The organism is Treponema putidum, assembly GCF_000755145.1.
GTDB classification, from domain to species: domain Bacteria; phylum Spirochaetota; class Spirochaetia; order Treponematales; family Treponemataceae; genus Treponema_B; species Treponema_B putidum.
Genome location: NZ_CP009228.1, coordinates 1487201 through 1505259 on the forward strand (window position 1 = coordinate 1487201; position 18059 = coordinate 1505259).

Below are 18059 nucleotides of genomic sequence, written 5' to 3' on the forward strand. Positions count from 1 at the left end.
ACAGGGAGATTATAACGTGAACACAAATGCATTACGTCAAAAAATATTAGACCTCGCAATTCACGGAAAGCTGGTAAAGCAAGACCCGGCCGATGAGAGCGCAGCCATACTCCTTGAAAAAATCCGTGCTGAAAAAGAGAAAAAAATCGCTTCCTGTGAACTGAAACGCGGTAAAAATGATTCGTATATTTTTTTCGGTGATGATAACAGGCACTATGAGAAGTTCGCCGACGGCAGGATAAAGGATATCGAGGACGAAATCCCGTTTGCCGTGCCGGAGGGCTGGGCGTGGTGTAGGTTACCGAATATTTCAGCTTCCATATTTGCAGGCGGTGATAGACCAATTATTTACGAAAAAACAAAATCAGACAAATGTAATATTCCTATATATTCAAATGGAATTGAAAATAATGGTCTATATGGTTTCACGGATAAATCTGTAGTTAATGTTTCTAGCCTTACTATTTCTGCAAGGGGAACAATAGGCTTTTCATGTATTAGAAATGAACCTTTTGTGCCTATTATTCGACTAATTACTATAATTCCATTTATAGAATGTATTAATTTAGTTTTTTTAAAGTTCTCATTTGATGCACTATTTTCTTTTTCAGAAGGTTCCAGCATTCCTCAGCTCACTGTTCCAACCGTAAAACAATTTCTTCTTCCTCTCCCGCCCCTCTCGGAGCAGCAACGCATCGTCGCAAAAATTGAAACAATTTTTGCAGAAATCGACCTGATGGAACAAAATAAAGCCGACTTACAGACAGCCGTCAAACAGGCGAAGTCAAAAATCCTTGATCTTGCAATCCGCGGGAAACTTGTTCCGCAAGATCCTGCCGATGAACCTGCCTCCGTTATGCTGGAGAGACTCCGTGCTGAAAAAGAAGCAAAGATTGCAGCCGGAGAGATGAAACGAGGCAAGAATGATTCGTATATTTACAAAAGCGGTACCGATAATTGTTATTATCAAAAATATACCGATGGTGGCGAGGAAAATATTTCTGACGAAATCCCGTTTGCCGTGCCGGATGGATGGGCTTGGTGTAGATTGCCTGAAGTATGCAGAAAACCAATTACTGATGGTACACATAATTCACCACCGAATAGTGCTTCAGGGGCCTTTCTTTATATCACAGCAAAGAATATAAAAAATCTAGAAATTTGTTTAGATGATGCAACGTATGTTTCTAAAGAAATACATGAGTCTATTTATAGCAGATGTTCGCCTGAATTGAATGATGTCTTATTAACTAAAGACGGGACTATTGGAGAAGTTGCTGTTAATAATTTAAATTATCCTTTTAGTATGTTATCAAGTGTTGCTCTTATCAAACCTTCAAAAGGAATTTTATCTTGGTTTCTAGCATATATTTTAATATCTGATTTACTACAGAACAAAATGAAAAAGAATGCAAAAGGTTCTGCTTTAAAACGTATTATTCTTACTCAAATAAATGATTTTCTAATTCCTCTCCCCCCACTCGCCGAACAAAAACGAATCGTTGCCAAAATTGAAGAACTGTTTGCTCAGCTTGATTTTATCACAACTACACTAACAAAATAGTTTTGGTTCAATGGATGTATGGAGAAAAGATCAAGATACTATTAAAAAACTAAAAGAGATAAGCGATGAATAACATTCTCTTCAAGCTGGCAACAGAGGCAAATTCTGTTACAGGTTGGGTGAATATTAGGCGAACTCTATATTGTAGAGGATAATAAGAGTTTGCTATGAGAATTATTACTTGGAATTGCCGATGTAGTTTTTCAAAAGATGAGCAGTTTAAAGTAAGAAAACCGTCCAGAAAATTAAAATTTTTGGACGGTTCTAATTTTTACCATGTTACAATGCTATCGACCAGTTCCCGTTGTTCGCTTGCGGTGCGGCGTAAATAAATGCGTGTTGTTTCGATACTTTCATGTCCCATTAAATCGGCAAGAAGAGAAATATCATTGAACTTTTCAAGAAAATTCTTTGCATAGCGGTGCCGGAATGAATGCGGATAGACAACTTTTTCATTTATTCCGTATTTTTTGGCATAATTCTTTAGCTGTTGCGCAATTCCTCGGGTGGTGATATGCTTTTCAAAGCGATTTAGAAACAGATAGCCGGACTCACGCCTGATTGATTCCAGCCATTGTAAGGCTTCTTCCTTCAAAATCTTTGGAATATAGAGCCGCCTGAGCTTTCCGCCCTTTGAATATAGATCAAAATATCCCAACTTAACATGCTCAACTTTTATCTGAATAAGCTCACTGACTCGCGCCCCTGTCGCTGCGAGAAACCACACGACAAAATACCATTCTCGATTTCCGTCTCTTTTAAGGCTTGATTTCAAAAATTGATAGTCGGCGTTACTGATAACATTTTCAAGGAAGTTCTTCTGCTGAACTTTTACAAATTTTAACTGCAGCTGATCTTTATGTATAAACTGCAAATACTTGTTAATTCCCTGAATCCTTAAATTCACCGTTTTCGGTTTAAAGAATTCAATCAGATAGCCTTTGTATGCAAGCAGATTTTCCTTACTGACAGAATCATAATGTTCTGTGTAGTATTTAACTGTCCATAAATACGATGTAAGAGTATTCTGAGAAAGATTACTTTTCTTCAAATACTCTTCAAAACTTGTGCCGTTTTCCATAACGACCTCCCAATAAACAAGATTAGCGATCTCTCGCTTACCAGAGAGTATACTTGTAATGTGATTTCTTGTTATTATGAGAAGTTCGATGGGACAGAGGAACAGATCGAAATACCGTTTGATTTACCGGAAGGTTGGTGCTGGCAAAAAATTTCTTCAATATGTGAAATAAATCCTAAGAATAAATTGGATAATACTTTGGAAGTTTCTTTTGTACCAATGACTTTAATTGATTCCGAGTTTAATAACAATTTTACCTATGAATTGCAAAGATGGGAAACTGTAAAATCAGGATTTAGTCATTTTGCGGATAATGATATTGGAATTGCAAAGATTACACCTTGTTTTGAAAATAGAAAATCTGTGATTTTTAAGAACTTAAAGAACAAATATGGGGCCGGAACAACAGAATTACATATATTACGAACAAACAATGAATATATTTTCAATGAATATGTATTTTGGTTTATAAAAACAGATACTTTCATAAAGGAAGGAATCAATAATTTCACCGGTGCTGTAGGACAACAAAGGATTGGAAAAGAATTTATTGCAGAAACTCTTATTCCAATTCCACCGTTAAATGAACAGATCAAAATATGTAGAACCATCAATAAGTTAATGAAAAAATTAGATGAGATTTCTTTGAATATCGTCTAAAGCATTAAATATTTCTTCAATTTTAGCAACGATTCTTTTTTGTTCTGAAATTGGAGGAATAGGGATGAATATTTTTTTTGCATCATCTCTTCCTAAGCGAGGCATCTTTACGCCGTAGACCAGCATATTTACCGTTGACAAAAAAAAGAATGACATCAGAAGTCTCTGCGCAAATTCATTTAATAGAACTCCGTTGAAGTTTAATGGCAGAATTTCAGAAGTACAAAAGCCGTCCTTTGGCGCAATTACAACTTTATTCAGATATGGTCGTAATTTACTGTATAAAAGGTCTCCTTTACGGAATATATGTTTGGTGCTTTCTGATCTTCGTTCTGCAAAACTATGAAAAGTGATTATTTTTCCAGAATCTTTTTCAATATCTTCCAAATCGAGAATCCAATCATCTGGTTTCAGTTTAAATACTTCAATATTTTCGCATTTACCATAATCACACCACTTCCCCCAACCTGCACCATCGCCATTTTGCCGGCAGTTCAAAAGGAATCTCATTATCAATAAAAAGATCTTTTTTTCCAAAGAACTTCTCATAATAGTAGAATTTTTATAAATATACGAATCATTCTTATCCCGTTTTATCTCTCCGGCAGCGATTTTAGCCTCTTTTTCAGCACGGAGTTTTTCCAGCATAACACTTGCAGGTTCGTCGGCAGGATCTTGAGGAACAAGTTTCCCGCGGATAGCTAAGTCTAGGATTTTGCTTTTTGCCTGTTTGACGGCTGTTTGCAGGTCTACTTTGTTTTGTTCTAACAAATCGATTTGTGCAAAGATTTTCTGTATTTCAGAAACAATAAGTCTTTGTTGATTAGTTGGTGGAAGTGGAACTATTGCAGATAACAAATCACTGGCTGAAAGAGATGAAATACCTATTCCTTTCCCACTAAGTAAATTCTGTTCTTTATAAAACATCAGAACATATAAGAAAAATCTATTTTCTACACCATTTATCTTTGGACGCATTCTAGAAACATGGTTCTGGTAACAAATATCGTGGTCATAATTCCAAATTGCTGCCCTGCCAACATCTCCACCATTGCATACTACTAAATCACCTTTTTTTATTGTGCATTTATCAAGTTCTTCGTCTGTAAAATACATGGATCTCACTTTTGAAAAATCAAAAGTATCCCAATATAAGTTTGATGTGGTGATATATTTTTTTAAAGAGCCTTTTTCATTAGATTTTTTTAATGCTTTTCCTGTTGTATGATAGTAAATCTCCCCCAACCTACACCAAGCCCATCCTTCCGGCTCGGCGAAGGGAATTTCGTCCTCGATATCCTTTACCCTGCCGTCTGCGAACTTCTCATAGTGCCTGTTATGCAATCATATATCTGCGGCACGTCGAATAGTGCAAAAATCATGGCTGAGTACCGGGAGCTTCTAAAAATATCAGTTTGTAGAGGGTTACCTTAGATTTAGATGCGATTGAGGTGTGCGCTATCACGCACGAATGCAGCAGTCTTTGAGAATTGATATTCTCTCAACTGCTGCATTTTAAGGATACAATAAAGCAAGTTTTGTCTACTCCGCATTCTTGAGCACTGCCGTAACGTTTCCTGTTCCGAGCAGAGCTTTCAGTTCAGCCTTAGTTATGCCCTCCAGCTTCCCCAGCGGGGTAAAATTCCACGAGTTTTTATCGTAGTAAATTACAAATGATTTTCCCTGATATAAAATCAGATCGCCTGCATCGGTGTTGGTCTGCTTATCATTGCGCGGGAGGCTTACCGGTAAATCGCCGACTTTTTCAAAATTACCGTAGTCGTGCATGTCGATGGTAACCTCACCTTTTTGCAGCAACTCAACCAGCGCACGGGCGGAAGAATTATCGTATAAAGACGCTGTGAGCGTTTTACCGTTTACCGTAATCGTTATTTTCATTGTTTTGGCTCCTATTTTTGAGGCTTGTGCATCTTTATCGCCGTTTTCATCGAGAGCGCAAGCTGAAAGAATACACAAGACGGCTAATATCGTACTTACGAGTTTTTTTATCATAGCTTACATACTCTCCTTTAATATTTGCACGATTTCGTCATGCGTTAAAATTTTGTATCCGCCTTTTAGAATAAAAGTTCCATCGGCGATACCTTCGAATATATCTTCCTTAACGCCGAGTTCCTTTAGACTCAATACGAGCTTAAGTTCTTCCATCCACTTTTTCATTTCGGCAAGACCGGCTTCTGCAATTTCCCGATCGGATTTACCGACAGGGTTTACGTTCCAAACAGCTTGAGCATAGCGCACAAACTTGGGGATTGCATTCGGCATAATGTGCCGGTAATATGCAAGCGAAACTGCGGAAAGCGTCATTCCGTGCGTGGCATCTGTGAATGCGCCGACTGATTGCCCGATCATGTGCACCATCCAATCGGTTGGCTTACCCTTTGCAACCAGCGTGTTGAGCGCCCATGTTGCAATCCACATGATATTACTGCGGGCTTCGTAGTTTTTAGGATCTTTTACTGCAATCCTGCTGCTGTGGATGAGCGAACGCAATAGTCCTTCCATTATATAATCGGAGGTGTTGTCGTCATCGCCTGAAAAATACTGCTCGAGGATATGCGACATAATATCGAAAAATCCGGCGGTCATCTGGTAATACGGTACCGTGTATGTAAACTCAGGGTTCAAAATGGAAAACTTAGGAAACACATCCTCGCCGAACACCCGTCCGATTTTCCGCTGTATCTTGTGATTGGTAATAACCGAACCGCCGTTCATCTCGGAGCCGGTGCCGACCATCGTCAAAACCGTGCCGACAGGGATGATCTCATTGTCCACCGGTTTCATATTGATAAAGTATTTGTCCCACGGGTCTTCCGTACAATGCGCAGAAACGGATACAGCCTTTGCATAATCGCACACGGAGCCTCCGCCTACCGCAAGGATAAAATCCGCACTGCTCTTTTTTGCCAACGCTGCTCCTTCGTATAGTTTTTCGAGTGTCGGGTTCGGCATAACACCGCTCAATTCCGTAACGGTTTTTCCGGCCTCTTTTAATGCGCTCATAACCGTGTCATAAACGCCGGTCTTTTTAATCGAGCCGCCGCCGTATATCAGCAGCACATTCTTGCCGTAATGGGGCAGCTCTTTGCGCAGTTCTTGAAGTGAATCCTTCCCAAAATACAATTTCGTCGGGTTTGAATACGTGAAATTTCCTAACATAGTGTCCTCCTGAATACATTCAGTATATATTGCAAAGTTTGGTTTAAAGTCAAGAGGAACAGGGCGATTATTTTTTCCATATTATTATATGTACCATTCAATCATCAATTTTATATTATCAATTTTTTCATCTGCCGTTTTTTATATCATTATCCTTGGCTCAAAATGAAAGAATTCTAAAGCATAAACTGTTACCCATTTCTATGCAATAGTCTGCCTTGCAGAAGAAATTATGAAAAAGCATAAAAAAGTTTAAATTTTTTTTCAAACCTGACACATTCTGACAGGTTAATGTGCTATAATAGAATTGTTGAAAAAACTTTTTTCGGAAACTTATGTTTCCTGCAAAAAGTTTTTTCAAGGAGTAAACTATGCCCAGACCGGCAACAAAAGAAGATTTAATTTTTGCCTCAAACGAACAGTTTACAAAACTGTGTAGCTTAATTGATGAAATGACGGATGAAGAAAAGAGTGCCGATATTCTTCCGAATGAACGGGATAAAAATTTACGCGATGTACTGACGCATCTTTATGAATGGCACTGCCTTTTATTGAATTGGATAAAGGTCAACACGCAGGGCAAACCTGCCTCCTTTTTACCTGAGTCTTACAACTGGAAAACATATCCTAAAATGAATATCGAGTTTTGGAAAAAACATCAAAGCACTCCATACTCTGATGCCGAAAAAATGTTTAAAAAAACGCATAAAGAAGTTACGAAACTCCTCGATACTTTTTCCAATGATGAGCTTTTTTCGAAAAAGCATTTTGGGTGGACGGGCACGACGACACTCGGCAGCTACTGTGTTTCAGCAACTTCCAGCCATTACGATTGGGCAATCAAGGATATTAAACGAGCCTTAAAAAGATATAGGGCATGATAAAACGGACACCAATGAATTTTTAAGGAATAGGAAGCACATGCACTTTGTACAAGCAAAAGGAATTTTATCAGCTAAAAACGGAATGAACTTATACCGAGGTTGTACGCATGGGTGTATTTACTGCGATTCGCGCAGTGAATGCTATCATATAAATCATCTGTTTGAAGATATCGAAGTAAAAGAAAATGCAATAGAACTGCTCGAAGATTCTTTGCGCCGAAAACGCAGCAAATGTATGATCGGTACCGGTTCTATGACCGACCCGTATATGCCGCTTGAAGAAAAAATCGGCATGACACGGAAGGCGATAGAGACCGTGTATCGCTACGGTTTCGGTTTTACGGTGATAACGAAATCTCCCCTGGTGTTGAGCGACCTCGATCTTCTAAAAGCCATAAACGAAAAAGCGAAATGCGTTGTGCAGATGACGCTTACCACATATAACGATAGCCTGTGCAAAATGCTTGAACCGAATGTTGCCGTTACAAGCGAACGCTTTGCCGTGCTTCAAACACTGCGCGATGCGGGTATCCCGACTGTTGTATGGCTTACGCCGATCCTTCCGTTTATCAATGATACTGCGGAAAATATAGAAGGTATTGTGCAGTATTGCATCGAAGCAAAAGTCTTCGGCGTAATCTGTTTTGGTATGGGCTTAACATTGAGAGACGGCAGCCGCGAATATTTTTATAAGAAACTCGACCAATATTTTCCGGGATTAAAAGAAAGGTATATAGAGCGTTACGGGAATAGCTATTCCGTTATGAGCCCGCACAATGCACGCTTGATGAATATCTTCCGCACACGGTGTAAAGAACATGGGATAGAAACAAATCCCGATACCATATTTGCATATCTGTCAGCTTTTGAGGATAAAAGCCGACAGACACCCGCACAGCCGGAATTGTTTTGATTAGACATTATACCTACTATGTATTCGGTGTTTTATTTTTGTGAAAACAGCTTCATACTTGCAAACATCGTATGCAATTTGTGTTCGTCAAACGGCAGGTATTCGGCAATCGTAAATCCAACAATGTCCGCGTGTGTTTCAATGCACTGCAATATGGTATGTAATTTTTCCATTGTCATTTTACCGCCGCCGGCACCGTCGCAGGTCAGTGACCTGCCGTAATCGGCAGTGACCGATTATCGATTTTTCTCGTCGATAATCCTTTGCACAAATTGCACAGCGGCTTGTGCAGCCTGCCGCATTGTGTTCCCGTGAAAACCGTGACTGGCACCGTTCATTTTAATTAGCTCCGCATTGGGGAATACGGTAACCGCCCGTTCGGAATATGAAAGGGGAACAGTCGAATCGGCAGTTCCGTGTATGATCAGAGTTTTACCGGAGTACCTCGGCATCATCGTATAAATATCGAAGGACAGTGCATCCTGATTATAAATGCGCCCGATGGTTTTTCCCAGCAGCTTCATTGTTGCCGGTATATTCGCCGGATCGGGAGTGCGCCGCCGCGCGTCATCATGAATCACAAAGGCGGGGTATAATAAAACCGAGCCTGCAACTTCGTCAGGGCGCTCCGCGGCGACATACGTCGAAATAAACCCGCCTTGGCTTTCTCCGAATAAAAAAATTTGTTCTGCATTAAACCGCTCATCAGTTTTCAAATGATCGAGGATAATCATTAAATCTTTCGCCTCGGTAAGCACCGACATATCCGTCATTTTACCGCCGCTTTTAATATTATTTCCTCCGCCGATAAAATCGAATATATATGCTGCAATCCCCTGTTCTACAAAAAATTTTGCATAGTTCCTCACACTGCCGCGGTTTCCGCCGAAGCCGTGCGAAAGAATAACTAACGGCATTGGCGATGTACGCTCGGGGATAAAAAGTTCACCCGATATCGTGATTCCGTTTCTTTGAAAGTTTTGTTCTTCAATCCTAAAATCGACTGGATCGATACTCGTTTGCGTTGCCTCAATTCCTATCATACTTACAATACAGTACATTATTGCTAATAGAAAGACTGATTTTTTCATTGTTCTCCCTCCGTAATTTTTTCAATTCCGCCTTACTTTCCGCTGAATACGGGGAAACGGCTGCCGTCTCCGTAATCAAAAAAATCTTTTAATGCAGAAAGGGCTGCCATATATTCTTTTGTAATTTCGAAGCCGAGTTCGGCGTTGCTTTTCATGTGATCGGCATTTGCGGTTTTCGGAAGAGAAACAAAACCGAGCTTAGGAATTTCTGCTCCGTTTTCCAAGGTATAGATTTCTTTTAAAATCATAATGCTCCTCCTATGTTTGTGCTGATATTTATCCGCTTTGTATGCTCCATTATTATTAGCTAAGGTTCAGTTTAAGTCAAGAGGCTATATAATTGAAAAATATTATGAAATCTTCTTTTAGAACAAACCTCGTTTTTTTAAGCGGATATGATCGAGCGCCAATTTTTCTTCTATTGACTTACCATATTTTAACTTGTATATTTATTGCAAGAGGCAAGTTGCTAAATGGACAACTTAACAAAACTGAACTTGCTGAGTGGGCTGCACAATTTTAACGATGCTTAAAAAAATGAATTTACGGAGGTAGTATGATAAAACAGTATATTGTTGATGCGTTTGCAGATAAGGTGTTTTCGGGGAATCCCGCAGCCGTATGTATTTTAGAAAAGTGGCTTAAAGATGAGCTGATGATGGATATGGCACGAGAAAATAATTTGTCCGAAACGGCATTTGCAGTAAAGATTCATAATGGAAAATATCACCTGAGATGGTTTACACCGGGCGGAGAAATCGATCTGTGCGGTCATGCAACACTTGCTACAGCGTATGTAATTATGAATTATTACGAACAGAAAATACAAGAAGTTCGGTTCGGAACATTGAGCGGAGAATTGTTTGTAAAAAAGAAAGCCGGCCTTTACGAGATGGACTTTCCTGCATATGATTTAACTGAAGTTTCAATTACGGATGAAATGATAAAAGCTATCGGAATAAGGCCGTCCAAGGCATTTATCGGGCGAGACTTACTTTGTATTTTAGACAAAGAAGAAGATGTAAAAAGCTGCAATCCGAATCTTGAAAAAGCTAAAAACCTTGACGGTCTTCTTCTGCATGTAACGGCATCGGGAAAAGACTATGACTGCGTATCAAGAAGTTTTGCTCCAAAGTTAAATGTTGCAGAAGATCCGGTATGCGGCTCCGGGCATTGTCATATTATTCCGTATTGGGCAAAGGTAACGGGGAAAAAAGAATTTAAAGCATATCAGGCATCGCAACGCGGCGGAACATTGTATTGTACACCGAAAGACAATGGCGTTACACTTGCCGGGAAGGCTTGTCTATACGCAAAATCCGAACTCTATATTTAATTAGCGATATGCTAACCCTACTCGTTTTTATATAATGTCATGCGAGGTGATTTATGAAAAAAATACTTCTATTAAATGCAAGCCCAAGAAAGAATTGGAATACTGCACAAATACTTAAATCGGCGATGAGAGGCGCTCAAACTGCCGGTGCGGAAGTTGAATATATCGATTTATATGATTTGAATTTTACGGGATGCAGAAGCTGCATGCTATGCAAAAGAAAAGGAGTTGAAAGATGCCGATGTTATTGGAAAGATGACCTTTCTCCAATAATAGAAAAAGTTTTTTCGGCAGACGCACTCTTTATCGGAACTCCTATATATTTAGGAAGACCTACTAGTCACTATTTTGCATTTATGGAACGCTTGCATTTTTGTTCACTTTCTTATGATGACTATAGCAATTATTTCAAAGGAAAGGTTAATGTTGTGCTGTTTTTAACAATGAATGCGACAAAAGATTTTTACGATAAACTGTATAAGGAAAAATTTGGAAATTATGCAAATGAATTTAAATCATTGAATGGCAATGTTACCTTGTATCCATGTTATAATACACTGCAAGTAAGCGATTATTCAAAGTTCGATATGGCAAGTTTTAGTGAAGATAAAAAGAGAAAATCACGCGAAGAATGTTTTCCAATCGATTTGGAAAATGCCTTTCAGCTCGGTAAAAAATTAGGGGAATAAGTTTTAAGGAGCTAAAACAATGAAAATAACCATTACAGCAAACGGCAAAACGCTGACAGCTTCTTTGTATGATAATTCTTCCTCTCGTGCTCTGGTTGAATTGCTGCAAAAGGGTGCAATTACCATCGAAATGCATGACTACGGTAATTTCGAAAAAGTCGGCGATCTTCCGATAAGCCTTCCGTGCAACGACAAACAAACCAATACGGATGCGGGCGATCTGATTTTATATCAAGGAAAATCATTCGTTATTTACTATGACAAAAACTCATGGAATTTTACCCTGCTCGGAAAACTGGAAGGCATAACCAAAGCCGAGTTAAAAAAGCTGCTAGGCACCGGAAATGTTACTGTAATACTGGAAAATGCGGAATAGCTAAAGGGAACCTCGAAAACTTCAGTTTTTTGAGGTTTTCTTTACGATTGTACTTTCCACCAAACGGTTAATCTCATCAACTGCGCTCAATAAGCTTAAAGAGGTCTGTATATTCTCGCTTTCTTTCAGCTAAACATACACACCAAAATTGCACATTCACTTCCGGGTCGGATAAGGGGACGGCAACTTTACCCTGCGGGACACCATCGTAAGCATTGGTGATATTGGTTCTAAATGACGGCAATTCGCTGGCGTACACAATTTCGCGGAGAGCGGAAAGCTCACTTTGTTCCAAAAATACTGCATCTGGAATTTTCCGTTTACAGACTGAATACCAAAATCCGATTTTATTGTGTATCAGTATTTTTTCTCCTCTAAGGTCTTTCAACTGCAATGTTTTTCGGTTTGCAAGCCGATGCGAAATCGGTAAGAGTACGAAAAGTTCTTCTCTAATAAACGGTTTACATATATACTTCGGAGTTCCGTCAGGCTTTATTTCTTCAATCGGATGGAGCAGAATAATCATATTATATGTTCCGTCATCAAGTCCGCGGATAAGATCTGCCTCTGTTTCCTTTAAATCGCTCAATATCGTTTTACTGATAAAAAGTTTTGACACGATCGGCGTCAATTTCCACATAGGCGCCGGAGCAATTGACCCTAAAGAAAAACTGCGCAATCTGCGGTTTGCTTCTCGGACAGCATGAACCATATCATTATGAGCAGAAACCACAGCTTGAGCATACCGAGCTGCAAGCATTCCTGTCTCGGTAAGTTCGATGCGGTTTTTAGTACGGGCAAAAAGCGGCACACCAAGTTCTCTCTCCAAATTCTGCATTGAACGGCTTAATGCAGGCTGAGAGGTATGTATCATTTCCGCTGCTTTGGAAAGCGTTCCATATTCCGAAAAGGCAATAAGCTGCCGCAACTGATAAAGTTCCATATTGGTAGTATACCACAGTATGCGTTTATGATATAGCGCTTTGCAAAAGTTTTATTGTACAAATTTCCGGTTAGTTGTTATACTATAAACAGATATAATATTACAAGGAGTATGTATGGATTACACAACTTTATCAAACGGCGTAAAGATGCCGGTGTTGGGTTTCGGAGTGTATCAAATCGATGCAAAAGAAACGGAGCGCTGCGTACTCGATGCAATACGGGCAGGATACCGCTCTATCGATACGGCGCAATCGTACTTTAATGAAGAAGGTGTCGGTGCCGCGGTGAAAAAGTCGGGCGTTGCAAGGACAGACTTGTTTATTACGAGCAAGGTGTGGATTGAACACTACGGCTATGATGCCTGTCGGGCATCCGTCCTTAAATCGCTTGAAAAGATGCAGCTTGCCTATATCGATCTTATGCTGCTGCATCAACCTTTTAACGACTACTACGGTGCGTGGCGAGCACTGGAAGATTTATATGACGAAGGTAAAATAAGAGCAATCGGGGTGTCGAATTTTTATCCTGACCGTTTGGTGGATATAGCTTCGTTTTCCCGGATTCGTCCTATGGTGAATCAAGTAGAAACACATCCTCTTCATCAGCAAATTGAAGCGCATAAATGGATGGAGAAGTACAATATTGTTCATGAAGCATGGGCGCCGTTCGGTGAGGGGCGCGGAGGACTTTTTGAAAATCCGGTACTGAAAGAAATCGGTGCAGTATATGGTAAGACGACTGCGCAGGTAATGTTGCGGTGGCTTTTGCAGCGGAATATTGTCGTACTTGCAAAATCGGCGCGGGTGGAACGTATGGCAGAAAATATTGCAGTATTCGATTTCCGTTTAAGCGATCAAGATATGCAGCGTATAGCTGCACTGGACAAGGCTGAAAGCTCGTTTTTCTCCCATTCAGATCCGAATATGGTGGAATGGTTTGTAAAGATGATCGAAGAGCGGAAAAAGAAATAATGTATCGGAGGTGATGATAATGAATAGAACAAAGAAAACAGGTCATGCGCTTATTCTAAAATGTACCCTGTGCGGAGTGCTGTTATCGGCCGGGTTGTTACTATCATTAACAGGATGTGCAACAACAAATCACAACAATCTTGTGATTGCAAAGCAGGGGATGTTTTCCTCAGGCGGAATCGTGGTGCGTTCAGCAGGAGTGTTCAACCCTGAAAATCAATGGGAGGCAAGCGGATCCGGACAAACAACACATGCGGATCACGCAAATGTATTGTATCAAATTCCGGCGGTGGAAACAGAACTTCCGATGGTGTTCTTACACGGTTATGGACAGTCCCGTATGGGTTGGATGACAACACCGGACGGGCGTGAAGGCTGGAGCAATCTTTTTTTGAAAAAAGGACACAGTATTTTTTTAATTGATGAACCGCGCCGGGGTGAAGCGGGACAGAGTTCGGTCGGCGGAACCATCAGCACAAAGACATTGGATCAGAGGTGGTATACACAGTTTAGAATCGGTCGATGGGAAAACGGACGCTCTGTAGTCAATACAGGGTCTCAATTTCCGAACGATGATGCATCGGTGGATCAGCTTTTCCGGCAGATGACACCCGATACCGGTATGAAATCGGATATGGGGACTGACTTTGATAACGAAATGGTTGCAAAAGCAGTAGCCGCAACGATTGACAGGGTCTTTGCAATGACAGGTAAAAAATCAATTTTAGTAACACATTCCCAAGGTGGCGGACCGGGATGGACGGCAGTAAAATACACCGATCATATTGCTGCAATTGTCGCAGTTGAACCGGGTGGAGCACCAGGAACAGACAGCGAAGATTTTAAAGCAGTGCTTTCTAAAAAAATACCGGTAACATTCTATTTCGGCGACTATATTGATAACGGTGATTCCAAGATTCAAGCGACCGGAATGTGGCAGATGATGCGTAGTATGTGCTATTCATTTGCGGAAAGCTATCGAGCACAAGGCGGAGACGCAACGGTTATCGACCTTCCGAAAGTAGGTATCACCGGTAATAGTCACTTTCTGTTCCAAGAATTGAATAACAAAGAAATTGCAGATCATGTTGAAACATGGTTGAAAACAAGGAGTGTTAAATAAAAGCCGTACAAATAGCACGGCTTTTATTCGTGTGGGTTTAATACCCCGAGGCTTGCGTCGGGGTTGTTGATTTAATCTGAGTTTGCTCAAACGCAAACTTGTATATCATCTGCACGTTCTCACTTTGTTGAGAATATGTGTAAAAAGTCAATTGAAGGTTGATAGTTTCTTCTTGACTTTTTATCGGAGGTTATAATGATGAAAAGATTTGGGATAGTGCTATTCGGTTTTGCACTTTGTACGGCAGTTTTTGCACAAGGTACTTCAAAGACGCTCGTTGCATATTTTTCATTTCCGATTACCGGCGGTAAAGAGGCGTTGGATGCAACCTCCGGCGCAAGCGTAGTACCCAACTCAAACGGTATGGGAAATGCCGAGTTTATTGCATTGACGGTTGCAAAAACAATACATGCTGATGTGTTCAAAATCGATACAGGGGATCACTATCCGCACGATTACAACAAGATTTTCGACATAACAAATGCGGAGCAGCGCAAAAAAGTAAAACCGAAGCTTGTCTCACATGTTGCAGACATGAAAAAATACAATACAGTTATCATCTGTTGTCCCGTATGGTGGTACAAAATGCCGCTCGCCGTACAGTCATTCCTGGATGAATACGATTTAAGCGGCAAGACAATCTATCTTTCTGTTACTCATGGGGGAAGTCGGAGTGCAGGTATCGAACGCGAGATTGCAGCTGCAGAACCTAAAGCAACTATTAGCAAAAATATGCTCATCTTGAATAGGAGCGAGATAGGACGGAGTGAACAAAAGATCACCGCCTGGGCAAAAGGTTTGGATCTATAATGAAAGGCGCGGTTTGGATATTCTTCTGTATATTTTTCATAAATATCAAATGTTACTCGCAAACGTATGATTATATAACTGCAGGTACGGAAATGCGGCGAGGCTACTTAGTCGACAATGTGTTGCACTCCGCACAATTCGGTGACATTCATTTTTCAAGTTATGTGCCGAAAGAATACGATGGAAGCAGGCCGTACGCTTTGTTTATAACACTGCCGGGATGGGGAGGCTTATACTTTCAAGGCATCGGCATAAACATTATTCAAGAAGATTTCGGTCTTACCGCACGTGACTACAATAACGAGATGATTATCATCGCTCCCCAGCTGAATGACTGGGGAGAAACAAGTGCTAATCAAACAATTGCTTTAACAGAATATCTGCTCAGGTATTACACTATCGACCCGAAAAAGGTATATCTCGAAGGGTATTCCGGAGGAGGTGAAACCGGATCTATCATGATCGGCAAACGTCCTGAATTGTATGCGGCTTTTTTACATGTCAGTTCCAAATGGAGCGGAAAAATAGAGACCATTGTAAATGCAAAAACGGCTATCTATATGGTTACAGGACGTAACGATAGCTATTACGGCTCCCAATCGGTGTCCGAAACGTATCGAAAGTTGTACGAGCTGTACCGCAAAAAAGGCTTGCAGAAAAAAGACATTGATAGTGTTCTTGTACTGGACTTAAAAGAAAATGAATACTTTAGGCAACGCGGATATGCCGACCCCCACGCGGGTGGTGTAAGTTTTGCAAAGGATTCTGCTATTATGGGCTGGCTCTTTAAAAGAAATTAATTTTGCCCGTTGAAACGGTGCAAAATGTATACTTATTAAATAATTTATTGGAGGAAATCAATATGAAAGCGACAAAGAAAATAACATCGTTTATTATCATTATGGTAGTATTTTTGGCAGCGGCTGCTCCCATTTTTGCAGCAGGGAACGATACGCAAAAGGCTAAAAAAATACTGGTGGTTTATTATTCGGCAACGGGAACGACCGAACGGTTGGCAAATATTATCGCAAAGAAAATGAAAGCGGATATTTTTGTATTAAAACCGAAACAGCCCTACACATCGGCAGACTTAAATTGGAGCAATAAAAACAGCCGTGTCGTTAAGGAACACGAACTGGGTGTAAACAATGTTTCAGTAGAACTTGAAACCACAAAGGTTCCGAAATTTGACACCTATGACACCGTCTTTATAGGTTATCCGATTTGGTGGGGTGAAGCAGCATGGGTTGTGGATGAATTTATCAAGAAAAACGATTTTACCGGCAAAAATGTGATAGCTTTTTGCACTTCAATGTCTACAGGTACGGGAGAAAGTAGAAAGAGACTTGAAAAACTTGCGAAAACAGGTAATTGGGTAACAGGTGAACGATTTCCGAGCAATTTTAAAGAAGCAAATGTGAAAAAGTGGCTAAAAGAGCTAGGTCTGTAATATAAGGGAGAGAACTTAATGAAGTATTTACTTTCAGCCTTGTGCTGCCTGTTCCTTTCGTTATCCTGTACGGCAGAAACAACAAAACAAGGGGTACATATGAAAACTGAAGATATTACCGCGCAAACTGCGATTGAACTTGTTATCGCCGACACCGATTTTTCCCCATGGGGAAGACTGATCTTCCCTGTAGATTCAGGATATTGGAACGGAAAGACACTCGGCAGTTTGAGCCTGACATGGTACAGTCATATCGATACCGCAAAAACGGTAGAGGTCGTACGCTATTTTAAAACACAAACTCTCCGAGGTGAGCCTGTCTTTTTCGATATCTATACTGAAGAAGAAAAGCGGCTCGATCCGAGGAAACGGAACACTGGCCTCTTTTTCTTCAGGGGTAAGAAAGGTGCAAAAAGCGCAATCTGTAGTGCCGGCGGAGGCTTTGCATATGTCGGAGCAATGCATGACAGTTTCCCGCATGCACTGGAACTTTCCAAACGCGGATACAATGCGTTTGCTCTCATCTACCGCTCCGGCTCGCAAGCTGCCTGTGAAGATTTGGCACGCGCTATTGCTTTTATGCATGAACACGCTGCGGAATTACAGCTTGATACAACAAACTATTCCTTGTGGGGAGGTTCGGCCGGGGCACGAATGGCAGCATGGCTCGGAAGTTTGGGAACGGAAAGATTTGGTGAAAAAGCGTACCCGCACCCCTCCGCCGTCATCATGCAGTATACGGGGCTTTCAGAAGTTTACGGTAACGAGCCGCCGACATACGCCTGTGTCGGAACGGCGGACAGAATCTCAAGTCCGCAGGTGATGGAACACCGCATTCGGCACATTAAAGCGAATGGAACCGACGCAGAAATAGAAATCTTTGAAGGTTTGCCTCACGGCTTCGGCTTGGGAACGGGCACTGTTGCCGAGGGCTGGATTAATAATGCAATACTATTTTGGGAACGGAATATCTAGGAGAATAT

The 18059-nt window shown here is 40.7% G+C and carries 20 protein-coding genes and 1 pseudogene; 13 read left to right on the forward strand and 8 right to left on the reverse strand.

The annotated features are described in order from the left end of the window. Nucleotides 1-16 precede the first annotated feature (16 nt). Nucleotides 17-1564 carry a restriction endonuclease subunit S gene (locus JO40_RS13150; protein ID WP_044978668.1) on the forward strand — a complete coding sequence of 516 codons (1548 nt, stop codon included), beginning with the start codon at nt 17-19 and terminating at the stop codon, nt 1562-1564. Between the two features lie 271 nt (nt 1565-1835). Here JO40_RS13150 and JO40_RS06700 read toward each other — a convergent pair whose 3' ends face one another. Then, nucleotides 1836-2645 carry a tyrosine-type recombinase/integrase gene (locus JO40_RS06700; protein ID WP_044978669.1) on the reverse strand — a complete coding sequence of 270 codons (810 nt, stop codon included), beginning with the start codon at nt 2643-2645 and terminating at the stop codon, nt 1836-1838. A 60-nt stretch (nt 2646-2705) separates the two neighbouring features. Between JO40_RS06700 and JO40_RS06705 the strand changes: the two genes are divergently transcribed. Then, the gene (locus tag JO40_RS06705; RefSeq protein WP_044978670.1) at nt 2706-3305 is read left to right on the forward strand and encodes a restriction endonuclease subunit S; all 600 of its coding nucleotides are present in this window, start codon (nt 2706-2708) and stop codon (nt 3303-3305) included. On the opposite strand, the gene JO40_RS15425 is transcribed toward JO40_RS06705, so the two are convergent. The 4 genes and pseudogenes from JO40_RS15425 to JO40_RS06720 form a co-directional block, all read right to left on the reverse strand. Further along, nucleotides 3276-3953: a restriction endonuclease subunit S gene (locus JO40_RS15425; RefSeq protein ID WP_478122638.1), complete on the reverse strand. Its 678-nt coding sequence runs from the start codon at nt 3951-3953 to the stop codon at nt 3276-3278. The genes JO40_RS06705 and JO40_RS15425 overlap by 30 nt on opposite strands. Beyond that, nucleotides 3939-4643: pseudogene (locus JO40_RS15430) on the reverse strand (restriction endonuclease subunit S); the annotation flags it as partial. The pseudogene JO40_RS15430 and the gene JO40_RS15425, both read right to left, overlap by 15 nt. 204 nt (nt 4644-4847) lie before the next feature. Further along, nucleotides 4848-5318: a cyclophilin-like fold protein gene (locus tag JO40_RS06715; protein ID WP_170225366.1), complete on the reverse strand. Its 471-nt coding sequence runs from the start codon at nt 5316-5318 to the stop codon at nt 4848-4850. 3 nt (nt 5319-5321) lie between these two features. Further along, the gene (locus tag JO40_RS06720; protein ID WP_044978671.1) at nt 5322-6488 is read right to left on the reverse strand and encodes an iron-containing alcohol dehydrogenase; all 1167 of its coding nucleotides are present in this window, start codon (nt 6486-6488) and stop codon (nt 5322-5324) included. A gap of 371 nt (nt 6489-6859) precedes the next feature. Here JO40_RS06720 and JO40_RS06725 point away from each other — a divergent pair, with 371 nt between their 5' ends. Together JO40_RS06725 and JO40_RS06730 are read left to right on the forward strand one after the other, a co-directional pair. After that, nucleotides 6860-7369, forward strand: a complete 510-nt coding sequence (locus JO40_RS06725) for a ClbS/DfsB family four-helix bundle protein (protein WP_044978672.1) — start codon at nt 6860-6862, stop codon at nt 7367-7369. A gap of 40 nt (nt 7370-7409) precedes the next feature. Further along, nucleotides 7410-8285, forward strand: a complete 876-nt coding sequence (locus tag JO40_RS06730) for an SPL family radical SAM protein (RefSeq protein ID WP_044978673.1) — start codon at nt 7410-7412, stop codon at nt 8283-8285. Nucleotides 8286-8521: 236 nt separating this feature from the next. Here the strand turns inward: JO40_RS06730 and JO40_RS06735 are convergent, their stop codons facing one another. After that, complete coding sequence (locus JO40_RS06735; RefSeq protein WP_044978674.1) at nt 8522-9376, reverse strand: alpha/beta hydrolase family protein; 855 nt, start codon at nt 9374-9376, stop codon at nt 8522-8524. Nucleotides 9377-9408: 32 nt separating this feature from the next. Then, nucleotides 9409-9624: a hypothetical protein gene (locus JO40_RS06740; protein WP_044978675.1), complete on the reverse strand. Its 216-nt coding sequence runs from the start codon at nt 9622-9624 to the stop codon at nt 9409-9411. A gap of 308 nt (nt 9625-9932) precedes the next feature. Here JO40_RS06740 and JO40_RS06750 point away from each other — a divergent pair, with 308 nt between their 5' ends. The 3 genes from JO40_RS06750 to JO40_RS06760 are packed head-to-tail and all read left to right on the forward strand — an operon-like array spanning nt 9933 to nt 11777. Next, nucleotides 9933-10712: a PhzF family phenazine biosynthesis protein gene (locus JO40_RS06750; RefSeq protein WP_201771176.1), complete on the forward strand. Its 780-nt coding sequence runs from the start codon at nt 9933-9935 to the stop codon at nt 10710-10712. Nucleotides 10713-10765: 53 nt separating this feature from the next. Then, the gene (locus JO40_RS06755; RefSeq protein ID WP_002666240.1) at nt 10766-11401 is read left to right on the forward strand and encodes a flavodoxin family protein; all 636 of its coding nucleotides are present in this window, start codon (nt 10766-10768) and stop codon (nt 11399-11401) included. 19 nt (nt 11402-11420) lie between these two features. Continuing rightward, on the forward strand, nt 11421-11777 hold the full coding sequence (locus JO40_RS06760) for a cyclophilin-like fold protein (protein WP_002687309.1): 357 nt from the start codon (nt 11421-11423) through the stop codon (nt 11775-11777). A gap of 76 nt (nt 11778-11853) precedes the next feature. On the opposite strand, the gene JO40_RS06765 is transcribed toward JO40_RS06760, so the two are convergent. Further along, on the reverse strand, nt 11854-12720 hold the full coding sequence (locus tag JO40_RS06765; RefSeq protein ID WP_044978677.1) for a LysR family transcriptional regulator: 867 nt from the start codon (nt 12718-12720) through the stop codon (nt 11854-11856). 115 nt (nt 12721-12835) lie between these two features. Here JO40_RS06765 and JO40_RS06770 point away from each other — a divergent pair, with 115 nt between their 5' ends. The 6 genes from JO40_RS06770 to JO40_RS06795 all read left to right on the forward strand — a co-directional run bounded on the left by JO40_RS06770 (nt 12836) and on the right by JO40_RS06795 (nt 18051). Further along, entirely contained in the window at nt 12836-13693 is an 858-nt protein-coding gene (locus JO40_RS06770; protein ID WP_044978678.1) for an aldo/keto reductase, read from the forward strand. Nucleotides 13694-13712: 19 nt separating this feature from the next. After that, the gene (locus JO40_RS06775) at nt 13713-14816 is read left to right on the forward strand and encodes an alpha/beta hydrolase (protein ID WP_044978679.1); all 1104 of its coding nucleotides are present in this window, start codon (nt 13713-13715) and stop codon (nt 14814-14816) included. 195 nt (nt 14817-15011) lie between these two features. Further along, complete coding sequence (locus JO40_RS06780) at nt 15012-15626, forward strand: flavodoxin (RefSeq protein WP_044978680.1); 615 nt, start codon at nt 15012-15014, stop codon at nt 15624-15626. A 92-nt stretch (nt 15627-15718) separates the two neighbouring features. Then, a complete protein-coding gene (locus tag JO40_RS06785) occupies nt 15719-16426 on the forward strand; it encodes a prolyl oligopeptidase family serine peptidase (RefSeq protein WP_245608773.1) in 708 nt (235 codons plus the stop codon). Between the two features lie 62 nt (nt 16427-16488). After that, a complete protein-coding gene (locus JO40_RS06790; RefSeq protein WP_044978682.1) occupies nt 16489-17076 on the forward strand; it encodes a flavodoxin in 588 nt (195 codons plus the stop codon). A gap of 18 nt (nt 17077-17094) precedes the next feature. Further along, entirely contained in the window at nt 17095-18051 is a 957-nt protein-coding gene (locus JO40_RS06795; RefSeq protein ID WP_173402611.1) for an alpha/beta hydrolase, read from the forward strand. Nucleotides 18052-18059 lie beyond the last annotated feature (8 nt).